Below are 21,581 nucleotides of genomic sequence, written 5' to 3' on the forward strand. Positions count from 1 at the left end.
ATCGCGGAGCGTCAGCTGTCGACGCCCACGGCCTCCTTGGCGAGGTCGGCCAGGCGCGTCTGGGTGGCGCTGACGACGCTCGACCGGTTCTTGTGGGTCTCCTCGTAGCGGATGACCACGTTGACGTCGTGCGCGGAGCGCAGCTGCTTGACCGCCTTGATCGCGTCCTGGGTGGACAGCGAGTCGTAGCCCTTGATGGGCAGCTCGTCGGCGGTGACGTCGCCGAGCTCCTCGCGCGTGGCCTTGGCGGCGTCGGCGGTCTCGCGGTCGCCCTCGCGGCGGGCGATCCGCTCGGCGCGCCGCAGCGCGGCGCTGCGGCCCACGGTGAGGGTCTCGCGGACGGCGTCGGTGAAGGAGCTGGCCTTGTCGGCGACCTGGTTGAACTTCTCGCCGGCCTCCTCGCGGCGCTGCTGCGCGGTGTCGACCGCCTCGTTCACCCGGTTGGCGGCGAAGCGCACGGGGGCGTTGGCCACCCGGACGGCGCCACCGGCAACGCGCTGGAACGGGGTCGGGCGCAGCGCGGCCGGGCCGCCCAGGGCCTCCTCGGCCAGCACCACGGTCAGCCACTCGACGGTGGCCGAGTGCGCGGTGACCAGGCGCTCGGCGAGCGCCTTCACCTTGGGCAGTTCGGCCTTCTCGGCCAGCACCTTCAGGTGGGTGGCGCGGTCGAGCAGCTGGTGCTCGAGCGAGAGGTCCTGCAGCAGCGCCTCCTCGATCGGCTCGCCCTGCTCGAAGCCGGCCTTGAGGACGGCAGCCAGCCGGCCGACGGCGGGGGTCACCACGTCGGGGACCCCGCCGAGCGTGCGCAGCTGCTCGGTGATCGCCTTGGTGCGGTCGGCGGCGTTGTCGGCGTTCTGGTTCAGCTCGCGGCGGACCGCGTCGGTACGCGCCTGGGAGACGCGGGTACGCGCGACCTGCTCCTCGGTCTGCGTCAGCAGGAGGAGGGCGCGGAGCTGGTTGACGATCTTGGCCGTGTCGGCCTTACGGAGCGTGTCGGTCACAGGAAGACTCCAGACATCGGGGATGACCTGACGTATGGAGGGGTGCCCTGTCCGGACCGTCCGCTAACTCCTGCAAGCGGATTGCTAGCAGTGAGCTCGCTCACATGGGGCGGCGCACGGGGTCGGACGCCGCTGTCCGGCCCCACTTCGAGCGCGTCAGCGGGCGGGGACGGCGGGCTTCGAGGGGCGCTCGAGCCGCAGGACCGGCTGGGTCAGCTCGTCGGCCAGCGGGGACCGCGGACGGGGAGCGCGGTGGGTGGTCGGCGGAACGGCCTTGCCGCAGCCGATGCAGAACCGGCCGCGCTGCTCGGCGGCCCCGCACTGTGCACACGCCATGGGGTGCCTCCTCGATGTCGGAAGTCCGATCGACTTCGCTCGGGTGCGCACCCTGCCAGGCCGAACGCCCGGGTCAGCCCATCGCGGGAGAGCTGGGACGACACGTCAACGGACCGTCATGAAACCGGCACCCGGGGCCGGCGTGGGGCGCCGGCGACGCGGACTCCCAGCCGGCACCCAGGTCGGGCACAGCCGCGCGGCGGATGCTCCTCCCCCCGGATCGAGGAGGACGACCGTGCGCATCTCCCTGCTCAGCCTCGTGTACCTGGCGATCGGCGTGGTCGTGGCCCTGACCAACGGCTACAACAGCGTCGCCGGCCTCTCGGAGGTGCTGTCACTGGTCGTGGCGGTCATCCTGTGGCCGCTGGTGCTGTTCGGCGTCGACCTGCACCTGCCGCCGATCGCCACCTAGCCGGACAGCCGTTCGAGCAGCCGGTCGAGAAACGCCACCTGGCCCGTGACCAGCTTGGCCCGCGCCTGGTCGACCGGGAGCCAGGCGGCCCGGTCGATCTCGGGGAACTCCTGCACGCGCCCGGACCGCGGCGGCCACTCCAGCTCGAAGGTGTTGCTGCGGCAGGTGGCGGCGTCGAGGTCGCCCTCGCCCGCCCAGACGGTCAGTCGCTTGCCGCCGGACTGGCGCACCTCACCCAGGGGCACGAGCTCGGCTGCCGGCACCGGGGAGCCCAGCTCCTCCTCGAACTCCCGCCGGGCGACGGTGAGCGGGTCCTCCCCGTCGACGTACTCGCCCTTGGGGATCGACCAGGCGCCGTCGTCCTTCTTCGCCCAGAACGGTCCGCCCATGTGCCCGACCAGCACCTCGGGCGCGCCGGGGCGCAGCCGGTACAGCAGCACGCCCGCGCTCGTCCTCGGCACGCGCCCACTGTCGCAGAGGACCCCTCAGAGGTGGGCGAGCGCCTCGGCCAGGTCCACCACGTCGGCGTACTTGGCGTCGAGGTCGGCGAGGTTGCTCTGGTGCACCTCGGGCGTGCGGTCGGCGCAGGCCTGGCGGACCACCTGCGGGCGGAAGCCGGAGTTGAGCGCGTCCATCGCGGTGGCGCGCACGCAGCCCGACGTCGAGACGCCGGCCACGACGAGGGTGTCGACGCCGAGACCGGCCAGGGTGGGCGCCAGCGTGGTGCCGAAGAACGCCGAGGCGTACTGCTTCACCACCACCGGCTCGCCGAACGCGGGGGGCAGGGTGAGCTCCCCCCACTCCCCCGGCGCGTCCTCGGCGAAGGCGGCGAGCGCGGGCACCTTGCGCACGAACAGCCCGCCGTCGGCCAGGCCGCGGGTGTAGCGGACCGCCGTCCAGACCACGGGGTGTCCGCCGGCGCGGGCGGCGTCGACCAGCGCGGACGACGCCGCCACCGCCGGCCCTGGGTCGGGCAGCGCGAACGGGCCGCCCGGCTCGGTGTAGGCGCGGCACAGGTCGATGACCAGGACCGCCGGGTGGCTCCCCCAGCCGACCCGGCCGGAGAACGCCGACCCGTGCGGACCGGGCGCCGGCTCGGGGACGCTCAACCGGCCCAGACCGGTCGCTTCGGCGCGGGCAGCCCGGTCTCCTCCTCGCAGCGGGCCAGCAGCTCCTCGATCGGCGGACCCATGTCGAACACCGGGAGCTCGGCCGGCCGGTCGGCGCGCATCTGGTCGCGCAGCGTCTCGGTCGCCGCCACGTCCACCTCGCCACCGTCGCAGACCACGACGCCGTAGCGCTTGGCGCCGTCGGCGGTGACCAGCCCGCGGCGCACCTCCAGCGCCACCAACTCCGGGTCCCGCTCGAGCGGGTCGCCCCAGCCACCGCCGCCCCAGGTGACGAAGTGCAGGACGTCTCCCGGTGCCACCGGCACGTCGTGGCACTTGCTCGGCAGCACCTGGCGGCTGCCGTCGGCGCGGTCCAGCCACTTGGTGCCGCGGGCGCCGGGGTGCCCGCCGTTGACGCCCCAGGGGTAGGTGAGCCACCGGTCGTCGTGGATGGCGATCGTGCCCGGCTCGTCGAAGCGGTAGGCGACGTCGACCCCGTTGCCGCCGCGGTGCAGGCCGGCGCCGCCGGTGTCCGCGACGGTCTCCCAGCGCTCGATCCGCAGCGGGTAGTAGGACTCGAGGTACTCGCACGGGATGTTGGTGAAGCTCGGCCACAGCGAGTGCCCGTCGGGACCGTCGCCGAGCGGCCGGCCGGGGATGCCGCCGAAGCCGATCGAGTACAGCTGGAACCACTCCCCCTTGCGCGCGCCCCCGGAGTAGTAGCCCGAGTACATGAAGTGCGGAGAGGAGGAGAACCCGGCGGCGTTGAGCAGCGCCGGGTTGGTCTGCCCGAGCAGCCCGCCGAACAGGTCGAAGACCCGGCCGATGCCGTGGTTGCGGCCGTTGAGCGACGCCGGGTGCTTGGGCTTCCAGTAGGAGCCGTCCGGGATCGTGACGTCGACCAGGGGGTAGAAGCCGTCGTTCCAGAGGATCTGCGGATCGGCGACGGTGATCATGTAGATCCCAAAGAACATCCGCGTCAGGTTCTCGTTGATGTAGTAGTTGATCGGCCCGGCCGCCTGGGGCGAGGAGCCGGTGAAGTCCAGGTGCACCTTCTCCCCGGTGCGGGTCAGCGACAGCTTCAGCTCGTACGGGCCGAAGCCGACGCCGTCATCGCAGATGTAGTCGGTGAAGGAGAGCGTGCGGCCCTCCTCGAACACCGTCTGCAGCAGCACCTTCATGGCGGAGTGGTTGCGCTGCAGCAGGGCGTCGAGCGCCGAGAGGTAGGTCGCCGTCCCGAAGCGGTCGCACATCTCCGCCACCCGGCGGGCGGCGGTGCGGCAGGCCGCGACCAGGCCGTTGAGGTCGGCGCGGTTCCAGTCGGGCTTGCGCACCTGGTTGAGGATGATCCGCAACGCGTCGTCGTTGACCTCGCCCTTGCGGTAGAGCTTGAAGGGCGGGATGACCACGCCCTCCTCGTAGATGGTGTGCGCGTCGGTGGGCATCGAGCACGGCGTCTTGCCGCCGACGTCGGACATGTGCCCGAACATCGACGCCCAGCCCACGACCCGGCCCTCGTGGAAGATCGGGACGACGACCAGCCAGTCGTTGGCGTGGCTGATGGCCGCACCGCAGGAGTACGGGTCGCTGGTGAGCAGGACGTCGCCCTCCTCGACGGTGTCGTCGAACTCGGCGAGGAAGTCGGGGACCGACAGGCCGAACTGGCCGACGACCATCTTGCCGGTGGGATCGGCGATCAGCGGGAACTCGTCGTGCTGCTCGCGGATGCCCGGCGACAGCGCGGTGCGGAACAGCACCTCGTCCATCTCGTAGCGGGCGTTGCGCAGCCCGTTCTCGATGAGGTCGAGGGTGACCGGGTCGACGTCGACGGTGCCGACCGGAGTGGTCGTGGTCTCGATGATCCGTGCCATGTCTCAGCCCTCCAGCGGGGTGATCAGCAGGCTGCCCGACGGGTGCACGGTGGCCGCGTGCCCGGGCAGGACGAGGGTCGTGGAGTCCATCTCGGTGACGATCGCCGGCCCGGGGACCACGTCCCCGGCGCGCAGCCGCGCCCGGTCGTAGACGCCGGCCGGCACGTACTCGCCGCCGACGTAGATGCGGTGGTCCTGCACCAGCGCGCCGGCCGGGTCACCGTCGCCGTCGGAGAGCACGACCGGGGCGACGTCGGGGCGCGGGCCGGTGACGGTGGCGCGGGCGTTGACCATCTCGTGGTCGACGCGCAGCAGGAAGGAGAACAGCCGGTCGTGCTCGGCGTCGAAGGTCTCCCCCAGCCGCTGCAGCGCCGCGTCCGGATCGGCGAGCCAGGCGGGGTCGACGTCGATCGGGATCTCGAAGCCCTGGCCGTGGTACCGGACGTCGACCTGGTAGCTGACCGTCTGCTCGTCGGTCGGCACACCCTGCGCGGCCAGCCGGCGACCGGCGTCGTCGGCGAGCTCGCGCAGCACCGTCACCAGGTCGCCGCCGGTGAGCTCGGCGAACCGGCGCAGCACGGTGCGGGCGGACTCGTCGCGCCGGCTGGTGGTGGCGTCGCCGAGGGCGCAGAGCAGGCCCGGCCCCGGGGGGATGATGACCGGCCAGGCGCCGGTGAGCCGGCCCATCGCGTTGGCGTGCAGCGGGCCGGCGCCGCCGAAGGCGACGAGGGAGAAGTCGCGGGGGTCGAAGCCCTGCTGCACCGAGACCAGCCGGACACCGCCGAGCATGTTCTCGTTGACGATGTCGATGATCCCGGCCGCGGCGGCCTCCACGGACTCCAGACCCATGGCCTCGGCGATCTTGCCGATCGCCGCGCGGGAGGCCTCGACGTCGAGGGTGATCTCGCCGCCGGCCAGCGTGGTGGGCAGGTAGCCGAGGACGACGTTGGCGTCGGTGACGGTGGGCTCCACCCCGCCCTTGCCGTAGGCCGCGGGGCCCGGGTCCGCGCCGGCGGACTGCGGGCCGACCCGCAGCGCCCGGGTCAGCTCCGGCACGTGCGCGATCGACCCGCCGCCGGCCCCGACCGTGCGGACGTCGACGCTGGAGGCGCGCACCGCGAGGTCGCCGACCTTGGTCTCCCGGCCGATCTTCGGGTCGAGGTCGCGGACCAGCCCGACGTCGGTCGACGTGCCGCCCATGTCGAAGGTGATCAGGTCGCGGTGCCCGGACTGCTCGGCGACCCAGACCGCGCCGGTGACGCCACCGGCCGGGCCGGAGAGCAGGAGGGTGACCGGCGAGTCGATCGCCGCCGTGGCCGAGGACAGGCCGCCGTCGCTGCGCAGGATCGCCAGCTCGCCGGCCACCCCGCCCTCGCGCAGCTGCTCGGACAGCGTCGTCACGTACTTCTTGACCTGCGGCTGCACGTAGCCGTTGGCCACGGTGGTCAGCGTGCGCTCGTACTCCCGCAGCTCGGGGAGCACGTCGGAGGACAGCGACACCGGGACGCCGGGCAGCACCTCGGCGGCGATCTCGGCGATCCGCTGCTCGTGGGCGGGGTCGGCGAAGGAGTTGATCAGCGAGACGGCCAGCGCCTGGATGTCCTGACCGGACAGCTGCTGCAGCTGCGCGCGGACGTCGTCCTCGTCGAGCGGCCGGACGACCGAGCCGTCGCTGGCGATCCGTTCGTCGACCTCGACGGTGTTCTCCAGCGCCGCCAGCGGCTCCGGCTTGGGCCAGATGATCCAGCCGGCCAGCCCGCCGGGCACGTAGGAGCGGGCGATCTGCAGCACCTGCCGGAAGCCCCGGGTGGTCACCAGACCGACGGTCGCGCCCTTGCCCTCGAGGATCGCGTTGGTCGCCACGGTGGTGCCGTGCAGCACCTGGGCGACCTCGGCGAGGTCGATGTCCGCCTCGCCACAGGCCTTGGCGATGCCGTTGAGGACGCCGACGGACTGGTCGGCCGGCGTGGAGGCGGTCTTGGCCCGCCACGTGCGGCCACTGCCCTCCTCGACCAGCAGGACGTCGGTGAACGTCCCTCCGACGTCGACTCCGAGCCGGTAGCTCATGGGGTCTCCTTCTCTCGGGGGTGCTCGGTCTCTCGGGGGTGCTCGGTCTCTCGGGGATGCCAGCTCTTCTCCGGGGCGAGGACCCGGTTCTCCGCGCGCGTCCGGGACGCCGGGCGCGCCGGGCCCAGATCCAGGACGTTGGCGGCCGCGGCGCGGACCATGACGGCCCGGGCGTTGCGGATGTGCGCGGTCATCACCGCGCGGGCCCACTCCGGGTCGCCGGCCCGCAACGCCGCGACGATCTCGACGTGGTGGGCCAGGCTGCGGCGCAGCGACGCCTCGTCGTAGGCGTGGAAGTTGCGCACCACGATCGGGGGGTGGACGACGCCGGCGAGGGCCGCGGCCAGGGCGGGGTGCCCGGCGAGGGTCACCAGCCGGTCGTGGAAGGTGCGGTTGAGCGGCACGAGGGCGTCGAGGTCCTGCCCCGGGCCCGGGGCGCCGATCCGCTGCATCTCGTGCGCCACCGCGTCCAGCTCGTCGACGTCGGCGACCGTCGCCTGTGGGACGGCGAGCGCGGTCAGCTGGGGCTCGATCAGCGCCCGCAGCTCGAAGACGCCCTCCAGCTCGTCGACGGTCCAGGTGGCCACCCGGGCGCCGCGGTTGGGCACCAGCTGGACCAGCCCCTCGGCGGCCAGCCGGGACAGCGCCTCCCGGACCGGGGTGCGGCTGACCCCCAGTCGCTCGGCCAGTTCGACCTCGCCGAGGCGCGCGCCGGCGGGCAGCTCGCCGCGCAGGATCGCCTCGCGCAGCATGTCCAGGGCCCGTTCGGCCGAGGTCAGCGCCCGTGTCACGGCTCACACCCTCTCCGAGATTGCATGCAACGTAGGGCTGAGGGCTTCCCAGGAGCAATCCCTGCTGCGTAAATTCCTGGGGACTGCATACAAGAGGGGGCCGTCGTGGGAGACCTGCTGGGAAGTCGCCGTCCGTCGCCGCGGGCCAGGCTGCGCGAGCTGCTGGCCGCCCCGGAGCCGCTCGTGGCGCCCGGCGCCTACGACGCGCTGTCGGCCCGGCTGGTGGAGCAGGCCGGGTTCGACGTCGTCTACATGACCGGGTTCGGGACGACGGCCTCGCTCATCGGCCGCCCCGACGTCGGGCTGCTCACCGGCGCGGAGATGGTCGACAACGCCCGCCGGATCGCCGCCGCGGTCGACGTGCCGGTGATCGCCGACGCCGACACCGGCTACGGCAACGCCATCAACGTCGTCCGCACGGTGCAGCTCTACGAGCAGGCGGGGGTCGCCGGCATCCAGCTCGAGGACCAGGTGATGCCCAAGAAGTGCGGGCACATGAGCGGCAAGGCGCTGATCGGCGCGGACGAGATGGTGGGCAAGCTGCGCGCCGCCGTCGAGGCCCGCCGCGACCCCGATCTCGTGCTCATCGCCCGCACCGACGCGGTGGCCACCCACGGCATCGACGAGGCGATCACCCGCGCCCGGGCCTTCGCCGAGGCCGGCGCCGACGTGCTGTTCGTGGAGGCGCCGACGTCGGAGGCCGACATCGAGCGCGTGGCCACGGAGCTCCGAGGGGTGGCGCCGCTGGTGTTCAACTGGGCCGAGGGCGGCCGCACTCCCCCGCTGTCGCTGGAGCGGATGACCCAGCTCGGCTTCTCGCTGGTGATCTACCCGATCGGCACGCTCCTGGCCGCGACCGCGGGCATCCGCTCGCTGCTGGCCTCGCTCAAGACCGACGGCGTCCCGTCGCTGGCGGGGCTGCCGGCGTTCGGCGAGTTCACCGACGTCATCGGCCTGCCCGAGGTCCAGCAGCTGGAGCAGCGCTTCTCCGGGAGCTGACCCAGCGGCGGCAGGTCAGCGGCCGGTCCACCGCGGCGGGCGCTTCTCCAGGTGGGCGGCGATGCCCTCCTCACGGTCCTCGCTGAGGTACGGGTTGGGGCCGACGTCGAGCCGCAGCGCCTGCCACAACGGCAGCTCCAGCGACTTCACCGCGGTCTCCTTCATCCGCCTGATGGAGATCGGTGCGTTGGCGGCGATCGTCTCCGCGAGCCGCAGCGCGGTCGGCAGGACCTCCTCGGCCGGCACGAGCCGGTTGACCAGTCCCCACCGCTCGGCGACCTCGCTGGTCACGTACTCGCCGGTGTAGAGCAGCTCCAGTGCGATCCCCATGGGGATGCGCTTGGGCAGGACGACGGAGCCGAAGTTCGCGCCCATCCCGATCTTCGCCTCAGGCAGTCCCATCGGCACGCCCGGCGCGGCCACCCGGAGGTCGCAGGCGAGCGCCAGCTCGAAGCCGCCGGCGACGGCGGCGCCGTTGATCGCGGCGATGATCGGGACCGGCGTCTCGGTGGCCACCTCGAACAGCGAGCGGGTGGGCCGGTTCATCGGCGGGCGGAACCGCTCGCCCCGGCGGTCGCCCTCCCGGATCTCCTTGAGGTCGAACCCGGCGCAGAACGCCGGGCCGCTGCCGGTGAGCACGATCGCGCGGACGCCGCCGTCCTCGGCGCAGCGCAGCAGCTCCTCGACCAGGTCGGCCTGGATCGCCGAGGACAGCGCGTTGCGGCGCTCGGGCCGGTCGAGGGTGAGCAGCCGGACCTGCCCGCGGTCCTCGACGACCAGTCCCGACTCCCGCCGCTGCACATCGCTCATGCCGGCCAACCTCTCACGCCCGCCGACCGCGTGCGCCGCGCCGGTTCCGGCCTGGCGAGCTCAGCCGGTGGGGGGTGGCGATCCGGTCACGGGCCGGCCACCGGCACGTCGACACCCGTCGCCGTCCGGGGTGTCGTCGCCACCGCCAGCGGCAGGCTCAGGGCGACCAGCAGCGCGCACAGCACGTAGGTCCACGGCAGGCCCAGCGCCGTGCCGGCCACCGCCCCGACCACGAGGGCCCCCACCCCGAGCCCCGTGTCGAACGCGGCGTTCCACACGGCACCGGCCGTCGCGGCCCGGTCCGGCCCCACCCGGCCGAAGGCCGCCACCAGCGTCAGGTTCTGGACCGTGCCCCAGCCGACGCCGAAGGCCGTGGCACCTACGAGGACGACGGCGTCCGGTCCCGCCCCGCGCCCCAGCACCAGTCCCCCGGCGACCAGGAGCAGGCCGGTCGCGCACAGGCCCAGCCCGGCCGGCAGCAGCAGCGCGCTGCTGGTCCGGTCGGCGAGCGCACCGGCACGCCACCGGGTGAGCGCGGCCGTCGCCCCCAGGAGGAGCAGCGACAGCGTCGCCAGCACCCCGTCCGGACGTCCGATCGGCAGGAACGTCACCAGTCCGCTGCAGCCCAGCGCGGCCACGAGCAGCACCACCGCGGGTCCGGCCGCGGCGAGGACGACGCGGCGCGGCCGCCGGGCCACCGCGGCGGGCCCGCTGCCGCACCGTGGCTCGGGGCCACTGCCGCGCCGTGGCTCGAGGCCGCCACGGCCGAGCGCCCCCACGAACGGCACCGCCAGGACGGGCGCTGCCGCCAGGACGGCCACCCACTCGAAGTGCCCGGCGAGGGTGAGCGCCACCCCCGCCGGGACCGCGAGCAGGTTGGGCACGGAACTGGACAGGCTGTAGATGCCGACGGCCTCCCCCTGCCGCCCGGGAGGTGCGATGCGCGCGGTCAGGGTCGCGCCGACCACCGTGACGACGGCGAAGCCCGCGCCGCGGACGGCGGAGACCGCCATCAGCCACCACAGCGCGTCGCCGAGCAGGTAGCCCAGCGCCGGCAGGCCCATCGCCGCCAGCCCGATCGCGAAGAGCCGGGACCACCCCAGCCGGGCCCCCAGCGCGGGGACGGCGACCTGGGTGAGCACGGTGCACCCGAGCATCACGGCGATCACCAGGCCCGCGGCGGCCGGGGTCGCGCCGCCGGCCGTGGCCCACGAGGGCAGCGCGCTGAGGGTCGCGCAGAAGCTGGTGAAGCCGGCGAGGCTGATGAACACCAGTGCCCGCAGCGCCGGGAGTCGCCACAGCGACCGGGACGTCGACGGCGACGTCCCCACGTCGAGGGACGACGTCACACGGGGAGACGTCGCCACTCGGCCATGATCTGGGCGAAGCGGTCCGGGTCCTCGAAGTACGGGGCGTGACCGCAGCCCCCCATGACCTCCAGCCGTGACCCCGGCAGCGCCGCGTGCGCCGCGTGCCCCATGGACAGCGGCGTCCACCGGTCGTCCTCACCCCAGACCAGCAGCACCCGGTCGGCCAGGCCCGCGTCCGCCAGCGCGTCGACGACGAGGTCCTCGTTGCACGGGCCCAGCAGGAAGTCAGCCACCGCGGTCAGCGACTCGCGGGCGCCCAGCGAGGAGTTGATCATCGACTCCTCGCGCACCCAGGCGTCGGTCACCATGGCCGGGTCGGCGACGAGGAGGTCCAGCTTGCGACGGACGCCGGCGTCGCTGGCGTCGGCGAGGACCTCCCGCGGGGTCATGTTCTCCTCCGGGAGCGGCGCCAGACCGATCGCGCCGATGAGCACCACCGACGAGACCAGGTCGGGGCGGGTGAGCGCCATGTGCGCCGCCACGTGCGCACCCAGCGAGGTGCCCGCGACGGTGACGCCCGACAGCCCGAGCTCGTCGAGGACGGCGGAGAAGAACGCGGCGAAGCCGGCTGCGGTGTAGTCCGGTCCGGCGCCCTTGTCGGCGAGCCCGTGCCCGGGCGAGTCGATCGCGAAGACGTGGTAGCCGGCGTCCACCAGGCCGGGGACGGCCGGCACGAAGCGGTCCGCCCGCGAACCCGCGCCGTGCAGGCACACCAGCGGCGCCACACCCCCGACGGACTCGACGACGCGGGTGCGGATGCCGGCGGCGGTCACCGGATAGCTGATCACCTGGTCCCGGCCGGAGGTGAACGGGCGGGCGTCGGACATGAGGGCTCCTGGTCGGTCGGGTCTCGGGGGACGGGCCGCTCCCGGTCCGGTCCGGGGCGCGGGCCGGACCGGGAGCGGTGGCGGGCTCAGCAGTCGCCGGAGGCGATGAGCGCCTCGACGTCCTCGTAGCTGTCCCGGGTGACCATCTGGCTGGTCACCTCGACGGTGCGCTCGGCCGGCTCGTCGCCGTCGCGGACGAAGGACACCAGCGTGTCCATCGCCTGCTTGCCGTTCAGGAAGCCGCAGAGCGTGATGGTCATGTCCAGCTCACCGGCGGCCACCGCCTGCCGGGCCGGCTCGCCGCCGTCGGTGCCGATGATGACGATGTCCTCCATCGCGATGCCCCGCTGCTGGGCGGCGAGCACCCCACCCAGCGCGATGTCGTCGTTGTCGAAGTAGAGGGCGTCGACGTCGGGGTTGGCGGTCAGCACGTTCTCGGCCGCGGCCAGACCGGCGTCGGAGCTGAACTCACCGGTGTACGGGCCGTCGATGACGGTGATGCCGGGGTTCTCGGCGAACACCTCCATGGCGCCCTGCGCCTGCAGCTCGCTGAACAGCAGGCCGCGGATGCCGTGGATCATCGCCACCGTGCCCTGACCACCCAGGGTGTCCACGAGGTACTGGGCCTTCTCCCGGCCGACGTCGGTGTACTCCTTGCCGACGTGGCCGACCACCGACGGCCAGCCGTCCTCCTCGATGTCGTTGATGGCCGTGAGCACCGGCACGCCGCCGTCCGAGGCCTGCTGGAAGACCGGGATCAGGGCGGCCGGGTCGACCGGGACGACGATCACGCCGTCCGGCGACTGGGTGAGCGCGTTCTGCACCTGGTCGTACTGCAGCTGCGGATCGGTCTCCCCGTAGGTCACGTTGAGGGTCACGCCCTCGGCCTCGGCGCGCTCCTGGGCGCCGGCGACGAAGTCCTGGAAGTAGGGCAGGGACCGCGAGTAGAGGTTCATCTCCACGGTCAGCTGGTCCTCGCCACCACCGCCGGAGGCGGATGCCTCCTCGTCGCCACCGGAACAGGCGGCGACGGAGAGGACGAGCCCGGTGGCGGCCAGCGCGGCAGCGGTACGGCGCCGGACGTCGGGGCGGGTGAGGGTGGACGGGATCGAGGTGCGCACGGATACCTCCTGGAGGGGTGGTGGACACCGGCCGGGGGGACGGCGGTGTCCGGGACCGGGGCGGTACGGGCAGGCGGGGAGACCTGCGGACGCGCGCGGCGCGGGCCAGGCGCGGGCTCGGGGGGTCAGCGGTGGGGCGCGATGGCCGACGTCGGGGGGACGGTCCCGCTGCCGGTGACGGCCGGGCCGGGCCCGGCGTCCGGCGGTACCGGGGTGGACAGGGCGGGGCCGGCGACCGACGGCGTGACCCGCCGGCGGACCAGGCGCCGACGCAGGAAGTCGACCGACGCGGCGAGGATGAACACCGCGCCGAGGACCACCTGCTTGTAGTCCTCGCTGATGCCGCTGAGGTCCAGGCCGTTGCGCAGCACGGCGATGAGCAGCACGCCCCAGAGGGTCCGCACCACCGAGCCACGGCCACCGTTGAGGCTGGTGCCGCCGACGACCACCGCCGCGATCGCCTCCAGGGCGAGGGTGCCGTTGGCGTTGGGCTGACCGGACTGCACGCGGACCAGCAGGGCGATGGCGGCCAGCGCGGTCGCCAGGCCGGCGAGGACGAAGACCAGCAGGCGGACGCGGCCGAGGGAGATGCCCGACAGCCGCGCGGCCTCGGCGTTCCCGCCGACGGCGAGCACCTGGTAGCCGAACACCGTTTGGCGCTGCAGCCACCACAGGAGCAGGAAGACCGCCGCGGTGCCCCAGACCAGCACCGGGAGGCCGAACAGGCGCAGCGTGGCCACCTCGCGGAACCCCGAGGGGAGGCCGCTGACCACCCCGCCGTTGGTCATCGCGAGGGCGACGCCACCGCAGATGATCATCGTGCCGAGCGTGGCGATGAACGACGGCACCTGCAGCGCGGTGACCACCACGCCGTTGACCAGGCCCAGCAGGAGCCCGGCGAGCAGGCAGGCACCCACGCCCATCAGGACCGATCCGGTGTCGACCATGACCGTGGCCCCGATGACGCTGATCAGCGCCGAGCCGGTGCCCATCGAGAGGTCCAGCTGCCCCGCCATGATCACGAAGGTCGCGCCGAAGGCGACGATCGCCAGGATCGAGGCCTGCATCAGCACGTTCGTGACGTTGATCCGGGAGAAGAAGGCGTCGTTGGTCGCCGACAGGTAGGCGACCAGGGCCAGCAGCACCACGGGGACGAACAGCCGGTCGAACAGTGCCCCGCGGACCCGGACCTGTGGCCGGGGCGTCCGCTCCCCCGGGGGGTCGCTGCGGACGGGGCGTTCACGCATCGCGGTCATCGGGAGCTCTCCATCCGGACGGTCGGGCGGGAGGACGGGGTCGGGGCGGAGGCCGCGGTGGCGGGGTGCGGGACGGCGGCGTCCACCGCCCGGGGCCCGGGGTCCTGCTCCTCCCCCGCGGTGAGTGCGGTGAGCCGTGCCTGGTCGAGGTCGCCGACCGGGTGGACGCGGGACAGGCAGCCGTGGCGGAAGACCGCGACCCGGTCGGCGAGGCCGAGGACCTCTCGGACGTCGGTGGAGAACAGCACCACCGCGCCGCCGCCGGCCGTGAACTCGTGCAGCAGGTCGTGGATCTGCGCCCGCCCGCCGATGTCGACGCCCTGGGTGGGTTCCTCGACGGCGATCAACCGGACGCCGGAGGCCAGCCACTTGGCGACCAGCACCTTCTGCTGGTTGCCGCCCGACAGCGCCGACGCCGGCGCGGTGAGGGAGGGCATCCGGATGTCCAGCCGGGTCCGGAACTCCTCGGCCCGGCGCAGCAGCCGGCGCCGGGAGACCCGGCCGGTGGTGGCCACCTGGCCGAGCGAGGCGAGGGAGATGTTGACCGCGCACGAGTGCTCCAGCACCAAGCCGCGGGCCTTGCGGTCCTCGGGGATGAAGCCGATCCCCTGCGCCTGGGCGTCCCGTGCGGTGCGCAGCCGCACCTCCCGGCCGTCCATCTCCGCCCGGCCGTGCAGCGGCACGTCTCCGCCGACCATGGAGACGAACCTCGCCGCGCCGGAGCCGACGAGGCCGGTGACGGCGAGGATCTCGCCGGCGTGCACGTCGAGGTCGAAGGAGTCGCCCTCGTCGACGCACCGGACCTCGCGCAGCCGCAGCAGCACGTCGGGGCGCACGGTGGGGACCTCGGGGCGCAGGGACTCCTGAGGCCGGTCGCCCACCATCAGCCGGGCCATCTCCGCGGTGGTCAGCCCGGTGCTGGCGCGCTCGGCGACCCGCGCTCCGTCGCGCAGCACCGTCACCCGGTCGGCGGTGGCCGCCACCTCGTCCAGCCGGTGGGAGACGAAGGCCAGTCCGACGCCGTGCGTCCGGAGGGTGCGCATCAGGGCGAGCACCCGGTCGGCGGCGCTCGGCTCGAGCGAGGCGGTGGGCTCGTCGAGGATCAGGAACCGCGGCTCGGTGGCCATGGCACGGGCGATCTCGACGAACTTGCGCTCGGCCGGACCGAGCGCGCCGACCGGCGACCGCGGGTCGAGGTCGACGCCCAGCCGGTCGAGCAGCTGCTCGACGCGCTGCCGCCAGGCGCGGTGGTCGACCGCGCCGAGCCCGGTCAGCCGCCGGGGGGTCGAGGCGGCGCTGGCGAGCAGGGTCTTCTCGACCGTCAGGTCCGGGAACAGGTTGTAGTTCTGGTGCACCACGGCGACCCCGGCCGCCTGCGCCTGCTGCGGCGTGGCGAAGGCGACCGGGTCGCCGTCGAGGTACAGGGTGCCCGCCGTCGGCCGGACCGCGCCGGTGAGCACCTTGATCAGCGTGCTCTTGCCCGACCCGTTCTCCCCGAGCAGCGCGTGGATCTCCCCACCGTGCAGCTCGAAGTCGACGTCCCGGAGGACGACGACCCCCGAGTAGTCGTGGACGGCGGCGCGCACGCCGAACGTGGGCACGCCCGTGGTCGCGGCCATCGCGGTCAGCTCCCCGACCTGCTGAGGAACTCCCCGACGGCCTTGGTGACAGCGTCCGGCTGCTCCAGGAACGCGAGGTGCCCGGCCCGCGGGATCTCGACGTACTCCGCGCCGGGGATCGCCGCGGCGACCCGCCGGTTGTAGCGCGGCAGGGTGATCCGGTCCTCGTCGCCGTGGACGACGAGCACCGGTGCCTGGATCGAGGGCAGCCGGTCGATCGCGTCGTGGGCGAGGTCGGCGGTGAAGTGCCCGATGAAGCCCGAGACGTCCTTCGAGCCGGTCCACTCGCGCAGCTCGGCCTCCAGGGCGCAGATGCGCTCGTGCTCCTCCTCCAGCAGGGTCGGCGACCACATCCAGAAGGCGAACTTGGAGAACACGTCCAGCGGGCCGTGCTGCAGCGCGTACCGCCGCGACTCGTAGTGCCGGCGGACGTGGTTCTCGTCCGCCGTCCGGCTCCAGGTGGACAGCAGCACCACCGAGCGGACCCGCTCGGGGTGGTTGAGCACCAGCTCCTGCGCGGTGCAGGAGCCGAGGCTGAAGCCCATGACGTGCGCGGACTCGATGCCGAGCGCGTCGAGGAGCGCGACGGCGTCCTCGGCCAGCAGCGCCGGGGTGTAGTCGGAGTCGGTGCAGTCGGCGGTGCCGACGCCGCGCATGTCGTAGGTGATGCAGCGGTACTGCCGGGACAGCTCCTCGACCTCGTGGGTCCAGGCCCGGCCGCTCATCCCGGTGCCCATGATCAGCAGCAGCGGGTCACCGGTGCCGGCCTCCCACCAGGTGGTGGTGTGGCCGTTGGCGACGACCTCAGGCATCGTCGACCCCCACCTCGGCGGCGCCGGGGACGGCGGCGATGGCCTCGATCTCGATGAGCAGCGGCTCCTCCACCAGCCGCTCGACGAACAGCAGCGTGTTGGGCGGGTAGTCCCCGTCGGGGTAGATCTCGGCGAAGACCTCGCCCCGGACGCTCATGAACTCCGGCAGGTGGGTCCCGCCGCCGACCAGGTAGGTCGTCATCTTGGCGATGTCGGCGAACGTGCCACCGACGGCGGCCAGCGCCGTCCCGAGGTTGGCGTAGGCGCCGCGCACCTGGTCGGCGAAGCTGCCGTCGCCGTACAGCTCGCCGTCCTGGGTCATGCCGACCTGTCCGGCGATGAACACGGGGTCGCCGTCGGCGACGACGGCCACGTGCGAGTAGCGGCCCAGCGGCTCGCCGAGGCCCTTGGGCTTGCGGTGCAGGGTGACGGTCATGGAGTGCTCCCTTCGGTCGGCCGCCCGGGGTGCGGGCAGCACGCGATCGGTGTGCGGCGTCGGGCCGGTGTGCGGTGCGGGGAACGGGCGCGGTCAGTCGTGGACGGCGCCGTCCTCCGGGACGATGGCCTTCTGGCTGCGGTCGATCTCGTGAGCGATCTCGAGGCCGTCGGTCATCGACCAGGGCAGCACGCTGTAGGGCTTGTCCGGGTTGTCGCCGGTGACCATGTCGTAGGTCAGCTCGGTCTGGCTGTAGATCAGCGGGTCGCGGTCGTTGTGGTACCGGACCATGTCCAGGTCGTCGGGGAACTCCTGGACGACGCCGTCCTTGATGACGATCTCGACGTTGCGCTTGTCGACCAGGACGTGCAGGTTCTCGGCCGGGTTGCCCTTCACGACGATGACGTCGGCGAGGTAGCCGGGGACGAGCCTGCCCAGCCTGCCCTCGAGGTTGAGCATCTTCGCGCCGTTGGCGGTGGCGGCGAGGATGCACTCCATGTTCGACAGGCCGGCGTAGGCCCGCAGCAGCTCCAGCTCCCGGGCGTGCCACTCGCCGTAGGGGGTGATCGCGAAGCCGCTGTCGGTCCCCATCGCGAACTCCACCCCGGCCTCGTGGGCCTTGTGCAGGCTCTCGACGCTCTTCTCCAGCATCCGGCGCGCCCCGTGGTACTGCGGGTAGGGAGCACCGGTGAGCTCGGGCCAGTCGCCGAGGTTGGCCAGGAGCAGCAGCGTCGGCACGAGGGTGACGTCGTTCTCGACCAGCTTCTCGATGCCCTCGTCGGTCATGACGTTGCCGTGCATGATCCAGTCGAAGCCGGCGTCGGCGGCGGCCCTGACCTCGCCCGGCCCGCGGGCGTGGATGGTGACCTTCTTGCCGAGCTGGTGCACGAGGTCGGCGACCAGCTTCATCTCGTCGTTGGTGAACGCCTGGTAGTCGCCGTAGGGGCTGTCGGCCAGCTTGATGAGGTCGACGCCGTTCTTGACCTGGTGGCGGATCTCGTTCTTCATCTGGTCGGCGGTGTTGGTCAGCGTGCCGATGTTGCCGTCCGGGACGCCGACGGAGTCGGGGAACCAGTCGGTCAGGCCGTTGCTGGTCGTCAGGTACCGGCCGGCCGCGGTCATCCGGGGCCCCTGCACCAGGCCGGCCTTGATGCCCTCGCGGATGCCGACGCCGATGTAGTAGCTGCCGCCGGGCTGGGAGATGCTCGTGATGCCGGCCCGGAGCACCTTGCGGGCGTTGGCCGCGGCGATGAGGGTGCGCATCTCCGCGCTGGTGTAGAGGTCGATCTCCTCCTCGTACCGCGCCTCGCCGTAGGTCATGTGGCAGTGCACGTCGATGAGGCCGGGCATGACCGTGCGCCCGGTGGCGTCGATGCGGCGCATCCCCTCCTTGGGCGGCATCGGGATGCCCGTGGTGTCGTCTCCGACGGCGACGATCGTGTCGCCGTGCAGGACGACGTCGGTGTCGGGGCGGGGGTCGGCGCCGGTGGCGTCGATGACCGTGCCGCCGGTGATGAGGGTCCAGTCCTCGTACACGGGGACTCCTCTCCTGGGTCGGGGTGCGCGGGATCGCGGCACGTCCCCGGGACGCCGGTGCTGTCAGCCCCGGCGGGGGCGTGTCGGAGGTGCTGAGGGGTGGGTGGGGTCAGTCCCCGTCGGGTGCGAGGGCGGGGGCGACCTGGGCGGCGGTGCCCTGCAGGTGGGCGCGGATCGCCGCCTCCATCGCGTCGGGGTCGCGGTCCTGGAGGGCGGCCAGCATCTCCCCGTGCTCGCGGTGGGCTGCGGCGGCCGAGGGGCCGGCCGACACGAGGATGCGGACGTAGAACTTGGCCCGCGCCGAGAGCGTGTCGATCAGGGCGATCAGCTCCCGGTTGCGGCAGGGGGCGTAGAGCGTGGCGTGGAACTGCTGGTTGAGCTGGGCCCACACCACCGGGTCGGTGACCCCGGACATCTCTCCGTGCAGGTCCTGCACGGCCCTGATGTGCTCCTCGGAGGTGCCGGCGACGACCAGGCGGCCGGCCAGCACCTCCAACTGCTCCCGGATCTCGTAGAGGTCCAGCAACTGGCGGGCCGAGGGCCGGGTGACCACGGCGCCGCGGTGGGCGTCGAAGGTGACCAGGCCCTCGCTGGCCAGGGCGTGCAGCGCCTCCCGCAGCGGGGTGCGGCTGATGCCCAGGCGCGCGGCGAGCTCGTCCTGGCGCAGCGGGGTGTCGACCTCGACGCCGCCGCTGATGATCAGGTCGCGCAGGGCATCGCGGGTGGCGTCCCGGATGGTGCCGCGCTGGATCGGGGAGAACCCGGCCAGGGCTCCACCGGTCCTGGTGCCGTCAAGGCTCATGCGCGCTCCCCCGGGTCGGTCCCCGGCGGGCCGCCGACGGTGTTGGTCAGGGTGCCCAGCCCGGTGATGCTGACCTCGACAGTGTCGCCTGCCCGGAGGAACCGCGGGGGGTCGAAGCCGATCCCGACCCCCGCCGGCGTGCCCGTCGCGATCACGTCGCCGGGCTGGAGGGTCATCCCGGCGCTGATCGTGGCGATCAGCGTGGGGACGTCGAAGATCAGGTCGCCGGTCTTCGCGCTCTGCCGCAGCTCGCCGTTCACGCGGGTCTCGACGAGCAGGTCGGTGAGGTCCACCTCGTCGGCGGTGACGGCGAACGGGCCCATGGGGCAGGAACCGTCCAGCGACTTGCCGAGGAACCACTGGCGGTGGTCCCGCTGCACGTCCCGCGCGGTGACGTCGTTGATGATCGTGTAGCCCCAGACGTGGGACAGCGCCTCCTCGGCCGGGATGCCGCGGCCGCCGGTGCCGATGATGACGCCGAGCTCGGCCTCGTAGTCCAACTCGGTGGTGAGCGCGTCGTGCAGCGGGATGACGTCGTCCGGTCCGATGACCGAGCTGGGTGCCTTGGTGAAGACGACCGGGCGGTCCGGCACGCCGTTGCTCGGCGTGGAGTTGTACCCGGAGGCGTCGAACTCCAGCGAGTGCTGGTGGTAGTTCTGGCCGACGCAGATGACGTTGCGCGCCGGGCGCGGGATGGGGGCCAGCAACCGGACGTCGGCCAGCGCGATCGGCGGGGTCGCGCAGGGCACCGAGGTCGGTGCTCCGCGCTGGATCAGCTCGAGCAACCCCAGGGGGGCGCCGTCGGCGCTGACCGAGTACCCGTGGGGAACGGGGAACACGTGCTCACCGAGCACCACCCCCACGCCGGGACCGGTGTCGCTGAGGAACGACACGTACTTCACGAGAGAGCCTCCAGGTGGGTGCGCACGGCTGCGGGTGGGGTTTCCGGGGATCAAGCGGTCAGGGAGGTGGTCCGGGCGCCGGCGGGCACGTGCCGGGCGCCCTTGTTCAGGCCGTTCTGGAACGGGCGGGAGCCGGACACCGAGCGCAGGAGACGGGCGCGGACGCCGTCCATGCGGTCGGGGACCTTGGCGACGACGAACCCGTAGAGGTAGGACCACCACTGCACGTGGTCGGTGAGCGCGCGGTTCTCCTGCTCCCACCGGGCGAGGGCGGTCGGCACGTCCCGCTCGCGCTCGAGGGTCATCGCCAGCGCCATCGCGTTGATGAACGCGGTGTTGGCGGCCTGCCCGAGGTTGGGCGGCATGGCGTGGGCGGCGTCCCCGACGACCGCGACGTGCCCCTTCGACCAGTAGCGGCAGCGGACGTTGACCAGCCGGTCCCATCGACTGGCCTCGGCGAACCGGTCGACCAGGTGGGCGGCGGCGGGGAACTGCGTGCGCCACAGGTCACGGTCGACGGGCATCCGGCTGGCCCGCTCGTCGGACACCGGGGCGCTCAGGAAGATGTAGTCCTGGCCGTCGGTGCACGGGTTGTAGAGCAGGCGACGCCGGCCGTGCCAGTACTCGATGATCGTGTCCTCGGGGTCGCCCTCGTCGCGGTCGATCATCATCCGGATGCCGGCCTCGGTGCCGAAGTCCATCCAGGCGGTGGAGAAGATCGACTCGCGCAGCCGGGAGTAGGCGCCATCGGCGGCGACCACGAGGTCGGCCGCGTACTCCTTGCCGTTCTCCATCTGCAGCCGGCCGTCGGGCGAGGCGCCGACCGCGAGCGACGAGGTCTCGATCTGCACCCCGAAGTGCTGCGCCTGCGCGATGAGCGCCTCGTAGAGGTCCGCGCGTGGCGGCAGCAGGAGCCGGTCGTCGGGAGTGGTGCGCCGGGACATGAGGACACCGCCGTGCTGGTCGGCGATCCGCCACTCGGCGATGCTGCGGGCGCGGGCCGTGGCCTGGTCGAAGGCACCGATGGCCTCCAGCGTGCGCAGCCCGCTCTCCCAGATCCAGATGCCGGCACCGAACATGCGCAGCTCGGGGTTGCGTTCGTGCAGCCGCACCTGCCAGCCCAGCTGGGCCAGCCGGGTGGCGAGCACCAGACCGGACAGCCCCGCACCGGCGATCTCCGCTGTTCTGCGCACGCTCCACCTCCGTGATCAGGTCTGTGACCTGCACGTTCATTGTTTCGGATCCAGGATCCGAGATCCGGGATCCAGAAAGTAGCGTCGCCTCCCCGCGATGGGAAGGGGTTGGCGTGAACCCGGTGGAAGTTCTTCGTTTCGGTCCTGTTATGGCACCCGGCGCCACCGGCGACGGCCGCCCGACCACGCACTCCCGTACGCATCCGTCCCGGTTTCTGCGCCGAGACCCTTGCGCGGAGGTGACCCAGCTCACTACGGTTCAGAGGTAGGACCTCTTAACCAGAGGTTCACGCAGCATCGAGCAGGCGTAA

The 21,581-nt window shown here is 72.9% G+C and carries 21 protein-coding genes; 2 read left to right on the plus strand and 19 right to left on the minus strand.

The window, feature by feature from the left end; genetic code table 11:
• Window positions 1-11: 11 nt before the first annotated feature.
• Both CRP39_RS10280 and CRP39_RS10285 read right to left on the minus strand, forming a co-directional pair.
• Window positions 12-1,001, minus strand: coding sequence for a hypothetical protein (locus tag CRP39_RS10280; protein ID WP_097206251.1), 990 nt, complete (start codon window positions 999-1,001; stop codon window positions 12-14).
• 156 nt (window positions 1,002-1,157) lie between these two features.
• On the minus strand, window positions 1,158-1,337 hold the full coding sequence (locus tag CRP39_RS10285; protein WP_097206252.1) for a hypothetical protein: 180 nt from the start codon (window positions 1,335-1,337) through the stop codon (window positions 1,158-1,160).
• Window positions 1,338-1,572: 235 nt separating this feature from the next.
• On the opposite strand from CRP39_RS10285, the gene CRP39_RS26765 reads away from it, so the two are divergent.
• Window positions 1,573-1,749 carry a hypothetical protein gene (locus tag CRP39_RS26765; protein ID WP_172442375.1) on the plus strand — a complete coding sequence of 59 codons (177 nt, stop codon included), beginning with the start codon at window positions 1,573-1,575 and terminating at the stop codon, window positions 1,747-1,749.
• On the opposite strand, the gene CRP39_RS10290 is transcribed toward CRP39_RS26765, so the two are convergent.
• Genes CRP39_RS10290 through CRP39_RS10310 form a run of 5 tightly spaced genes read right to left on the minus strand, consistent with a single transcriptional unit; the run spans window position 1,746 to window position 7,587 of the window.
• Window positions 1,746-2,210, minus strand: a complete 465-nt coding sequence (locus CRP39_RS10290; protein WP_097206253.1) for an NUDIX hydrolase — start codon at window positions 2,208-2,210, stop codon at window positions 1,746-1,748. The two genes, CRP39_RS26765 and CRP39_RS10290, sit on opposite strands and share 4 nt — an antisense overlap.
• A 24-nt stretch (window positions 2,211-2,234) precedes the next feature.
• On the minus strand, window positions 2,235-2,858 hold the full coding sequence (locus CRP39_RS10295) for an isochorismatase family protein (RefSeq protein ID WP_097206254.1): 624 nt from the start codon (window positions 2,856-2,858) through the stop codon (window positions 2,235-2,237).
• On the minus strand, window positions 2,855-4,729 hold the full coding sequence (locus CRP39_RS10300; RefSeq protein ID WP_097206255.1) for a hydantoinase B/oxoprolinase family protein: 1,875 nt from the start codon (window positions 4,727-4,729) through the stop codon (window positions 2,855-2,857). Before CRP39_RS10300 ends, CRP39_RS10295 begins: the two co-directional genes overlap by 4 nt.
• Window positions 4,730-4,732: 3 nt before the next feature.
• On the minus strand, window positions 4,733-6,796 hold the full coding sequence (locus CRP39_RS10305) for a hydantoinase/oxoprolinase family protein (protein WP_097206256.1): 2,064 nt from the start codon (window positions 6,794-6,796) through the stop codon (window positions 4,733-4,735).
• Window positions 6,793-7,587 carry a GntR family transcriptional regulator gene (locus CRP39_RS10310; protein WP_097206257.1) on the minus strand — a complete coding sequence of 265 codons (795 nt, stop codon included), beginning with the start codon at window positions 7,585-7,587 and terminating at the stop codon, window positions 6,793-6,795. Before CRP39_RS10310 ends, CRP39_RS10305 begins: the two co-directional genes overlap by 4 nt.
• A gap of 105 nt (window positions 7,588-7,692) precedes the next feature.
• Here CRP39_RS10310 and CRP39_RS10315 point away from each other — a divergent pair, with 105 nt between their 5' ends.
• Window positions 7,693-8,586 (plus strand): isocitrate lyase/PEP mutase family protein, encoded by an 894-nt coding sequence (locus CRP39_RS10315; RefSeq protein WP_097206258.1) that lies wholly within the window; start codon window positions 7,693-7,695, stop codon window positions 8,584-8,586.
• A 15-nt stretch (window positions 8,587-8,601) separates the two neighbouring features.
• Here the strand turns inward: CRP39_RS10315 and CRP39_RS10320 are convergent, their stop codons facing one another.
• The 12 genes from CRP39_RS10320 to CRP39_RS10375 form a co-directional block, all read right to left on the minus strand.
• The gene (locus CRP39_RS10320) at window positions 8,602-9,396 is read right to left on the minus strand and encodes an enoyl-CoA hydratase/isomerase family protein (RefSeq protein ID WP_097206259.1); all 795 of its coding nucleotides are present in this window, start codon (window positions 9,394-9,396) and stop codon (window positions 8,602-8,604) included.
• A gap of 86 nt (window positions 9,397-9,482) precedes the next feature.
• Window positions 9,483-10,763, minus strand: coding sequence for an MFS transporter (locus CRP39_RS10325; protein WP_245853755.1), 1,281 nt, complete (start codon window positions 10,761-10,763; stop codon window positions 9,483-9,485).
• Complete coding sequence (locus CRP39_RS10330; RefSeq protein ID WP_097206261.1) at window positions 10,742-11,593, minus strand: alpha/beta fold hydrolase; 852 nt, start codon at window positions 11,591-11,593, stop codon at window positions 10,742-10,744. The genes CRP39_RS10325 and CRP39_RS10330 overlap by 22 nt, the downstream gene beginning before the upstream one ends.
• Before the next feature lie 86 nt (window positions 11,594-11,679).
• Window positions 11,680-12,714, minus strand: coding sequence for a sugar ABC transporter substrate-binding protein (locus CRP39_RS10335; protein ID WP_097206262.1), 1,035 nt, complete (start codon window positions 12,712-12,714; stop codon window positions 11,680-11,682).
• A gap of 125 nt (window positions 12,715-12,839) precedes the next feature.
• Window positions 12,840-13,970 carry an ABC transporter permease gene (locus CRP39_RS10340; RefSeq protein ID WP_097206263.1) on the minus strand — a complete coding sequence of 377 codons (1,131 nt, stop codon included), beginning with the start codon at window positions 13,968-13,970 and terminating at the stop codon, window positions 12,840-12,842.
• Window positions 13,967-15,589, minus strand: coding sequence for a sugar ABC transporter ATP-binding protein (locus CRP39_RS10345; protein ID WP_097206264.1), 1,623 nt, complete (start codon window positions 15,587-15,589; stop codon window positions 13,967-13,969). Before CRP39_RS10345 ends, CRP39_RS10340 begins: the two co-directional genes overlap by 4 nt.
• A gap of 5 nt (window positions 15,590-15,594) precedes the next feature.
• Window positions 15,595-16,401: an alpha/beta fold hydrolase gene (locus CRP39_RS10350; protein WP_097206265.1), complete on the minus strand. Its 807-nt coding sequence runs from the start codon at window positions 16,399-16,401 to the stop codon at window positions 15,595-15,597.
• The gene (locus tag CRP39_RS10355) at window positions 16,394-16,837 is read right to left on the minus strand and encodes a RidA family protein (RefSeq protein ID WP_097206266.1); all 444 of its coding nucleotides are present in this window, start codon (window positions 16,835-16,837) and stop codon (window positions 16,394-16,396) included. The genes CRP39_RS10350 and CRP39_RS10355 overlap by 8 nt, the downstream gene beginning before the upstream one ends.
• Window positions 16,838-16,930: 93 nt before the next feature.
• A complete protein-coding gene (locus tag CRP39_RS10360; RefSeq protein WP_097206267.1) occupies window positions 16,931-18,373 on the minus strand; it encodes an amidohydrolase family protein in 1,443 nt (480 codons plus the stop codon).
• A 109-nt stretch (window positions 18,374-18,482) separates the two neighbouring features.
• Entirely contained in the window at window positions 18,483-19,175 is a 693-nt protein-coding gene (locus CRP39_RS10365) for a GntR family transcriptional regulator (protein WP_097206268.1), read from the minus strand.
• A complete protein-coding gene (locus tag CRP39_RS10370) occupies window positions 19,172-20,077 on the minus strand; it encodes a fumarylacetoacetate hydrolase family protein (protein ID WP_097206269.1) in 906 nt (301 codons plus the stop codon). The genes CRP39_RS10365 and CRP39_RS10370 overlap by 4 nt, the downstream gene beginning before the upstream one ends.
• Before the next feature lie 50 nt (window positions 20,078-20,127).
• Window positions 20,128-21,270 carry an FAD-dependent oxidoreductase gene (locus CRP39_RS10375; protein WP_097206270.1) on the minus strand — a complete coding sequence of 381 codons (1,143 nt, stop codon included), beginning with the start codon at window positions 21,268-21,270 and terminating at the stop codon, window positions 20,128-20,130.
• Window positions 21,271-21,581 lie beyond the last annotated feature (311 nt).

Source organism: Geodermatophilus sabuli (assembly GCF_900215145.1).
Taxonomy (GTDB): Bacteria; Actinomycetota; Actinomycetes; order Mycobacteriales; family Geodermatophilaceae; genus Geodermatophilus; species Geodermatophilus sabuli.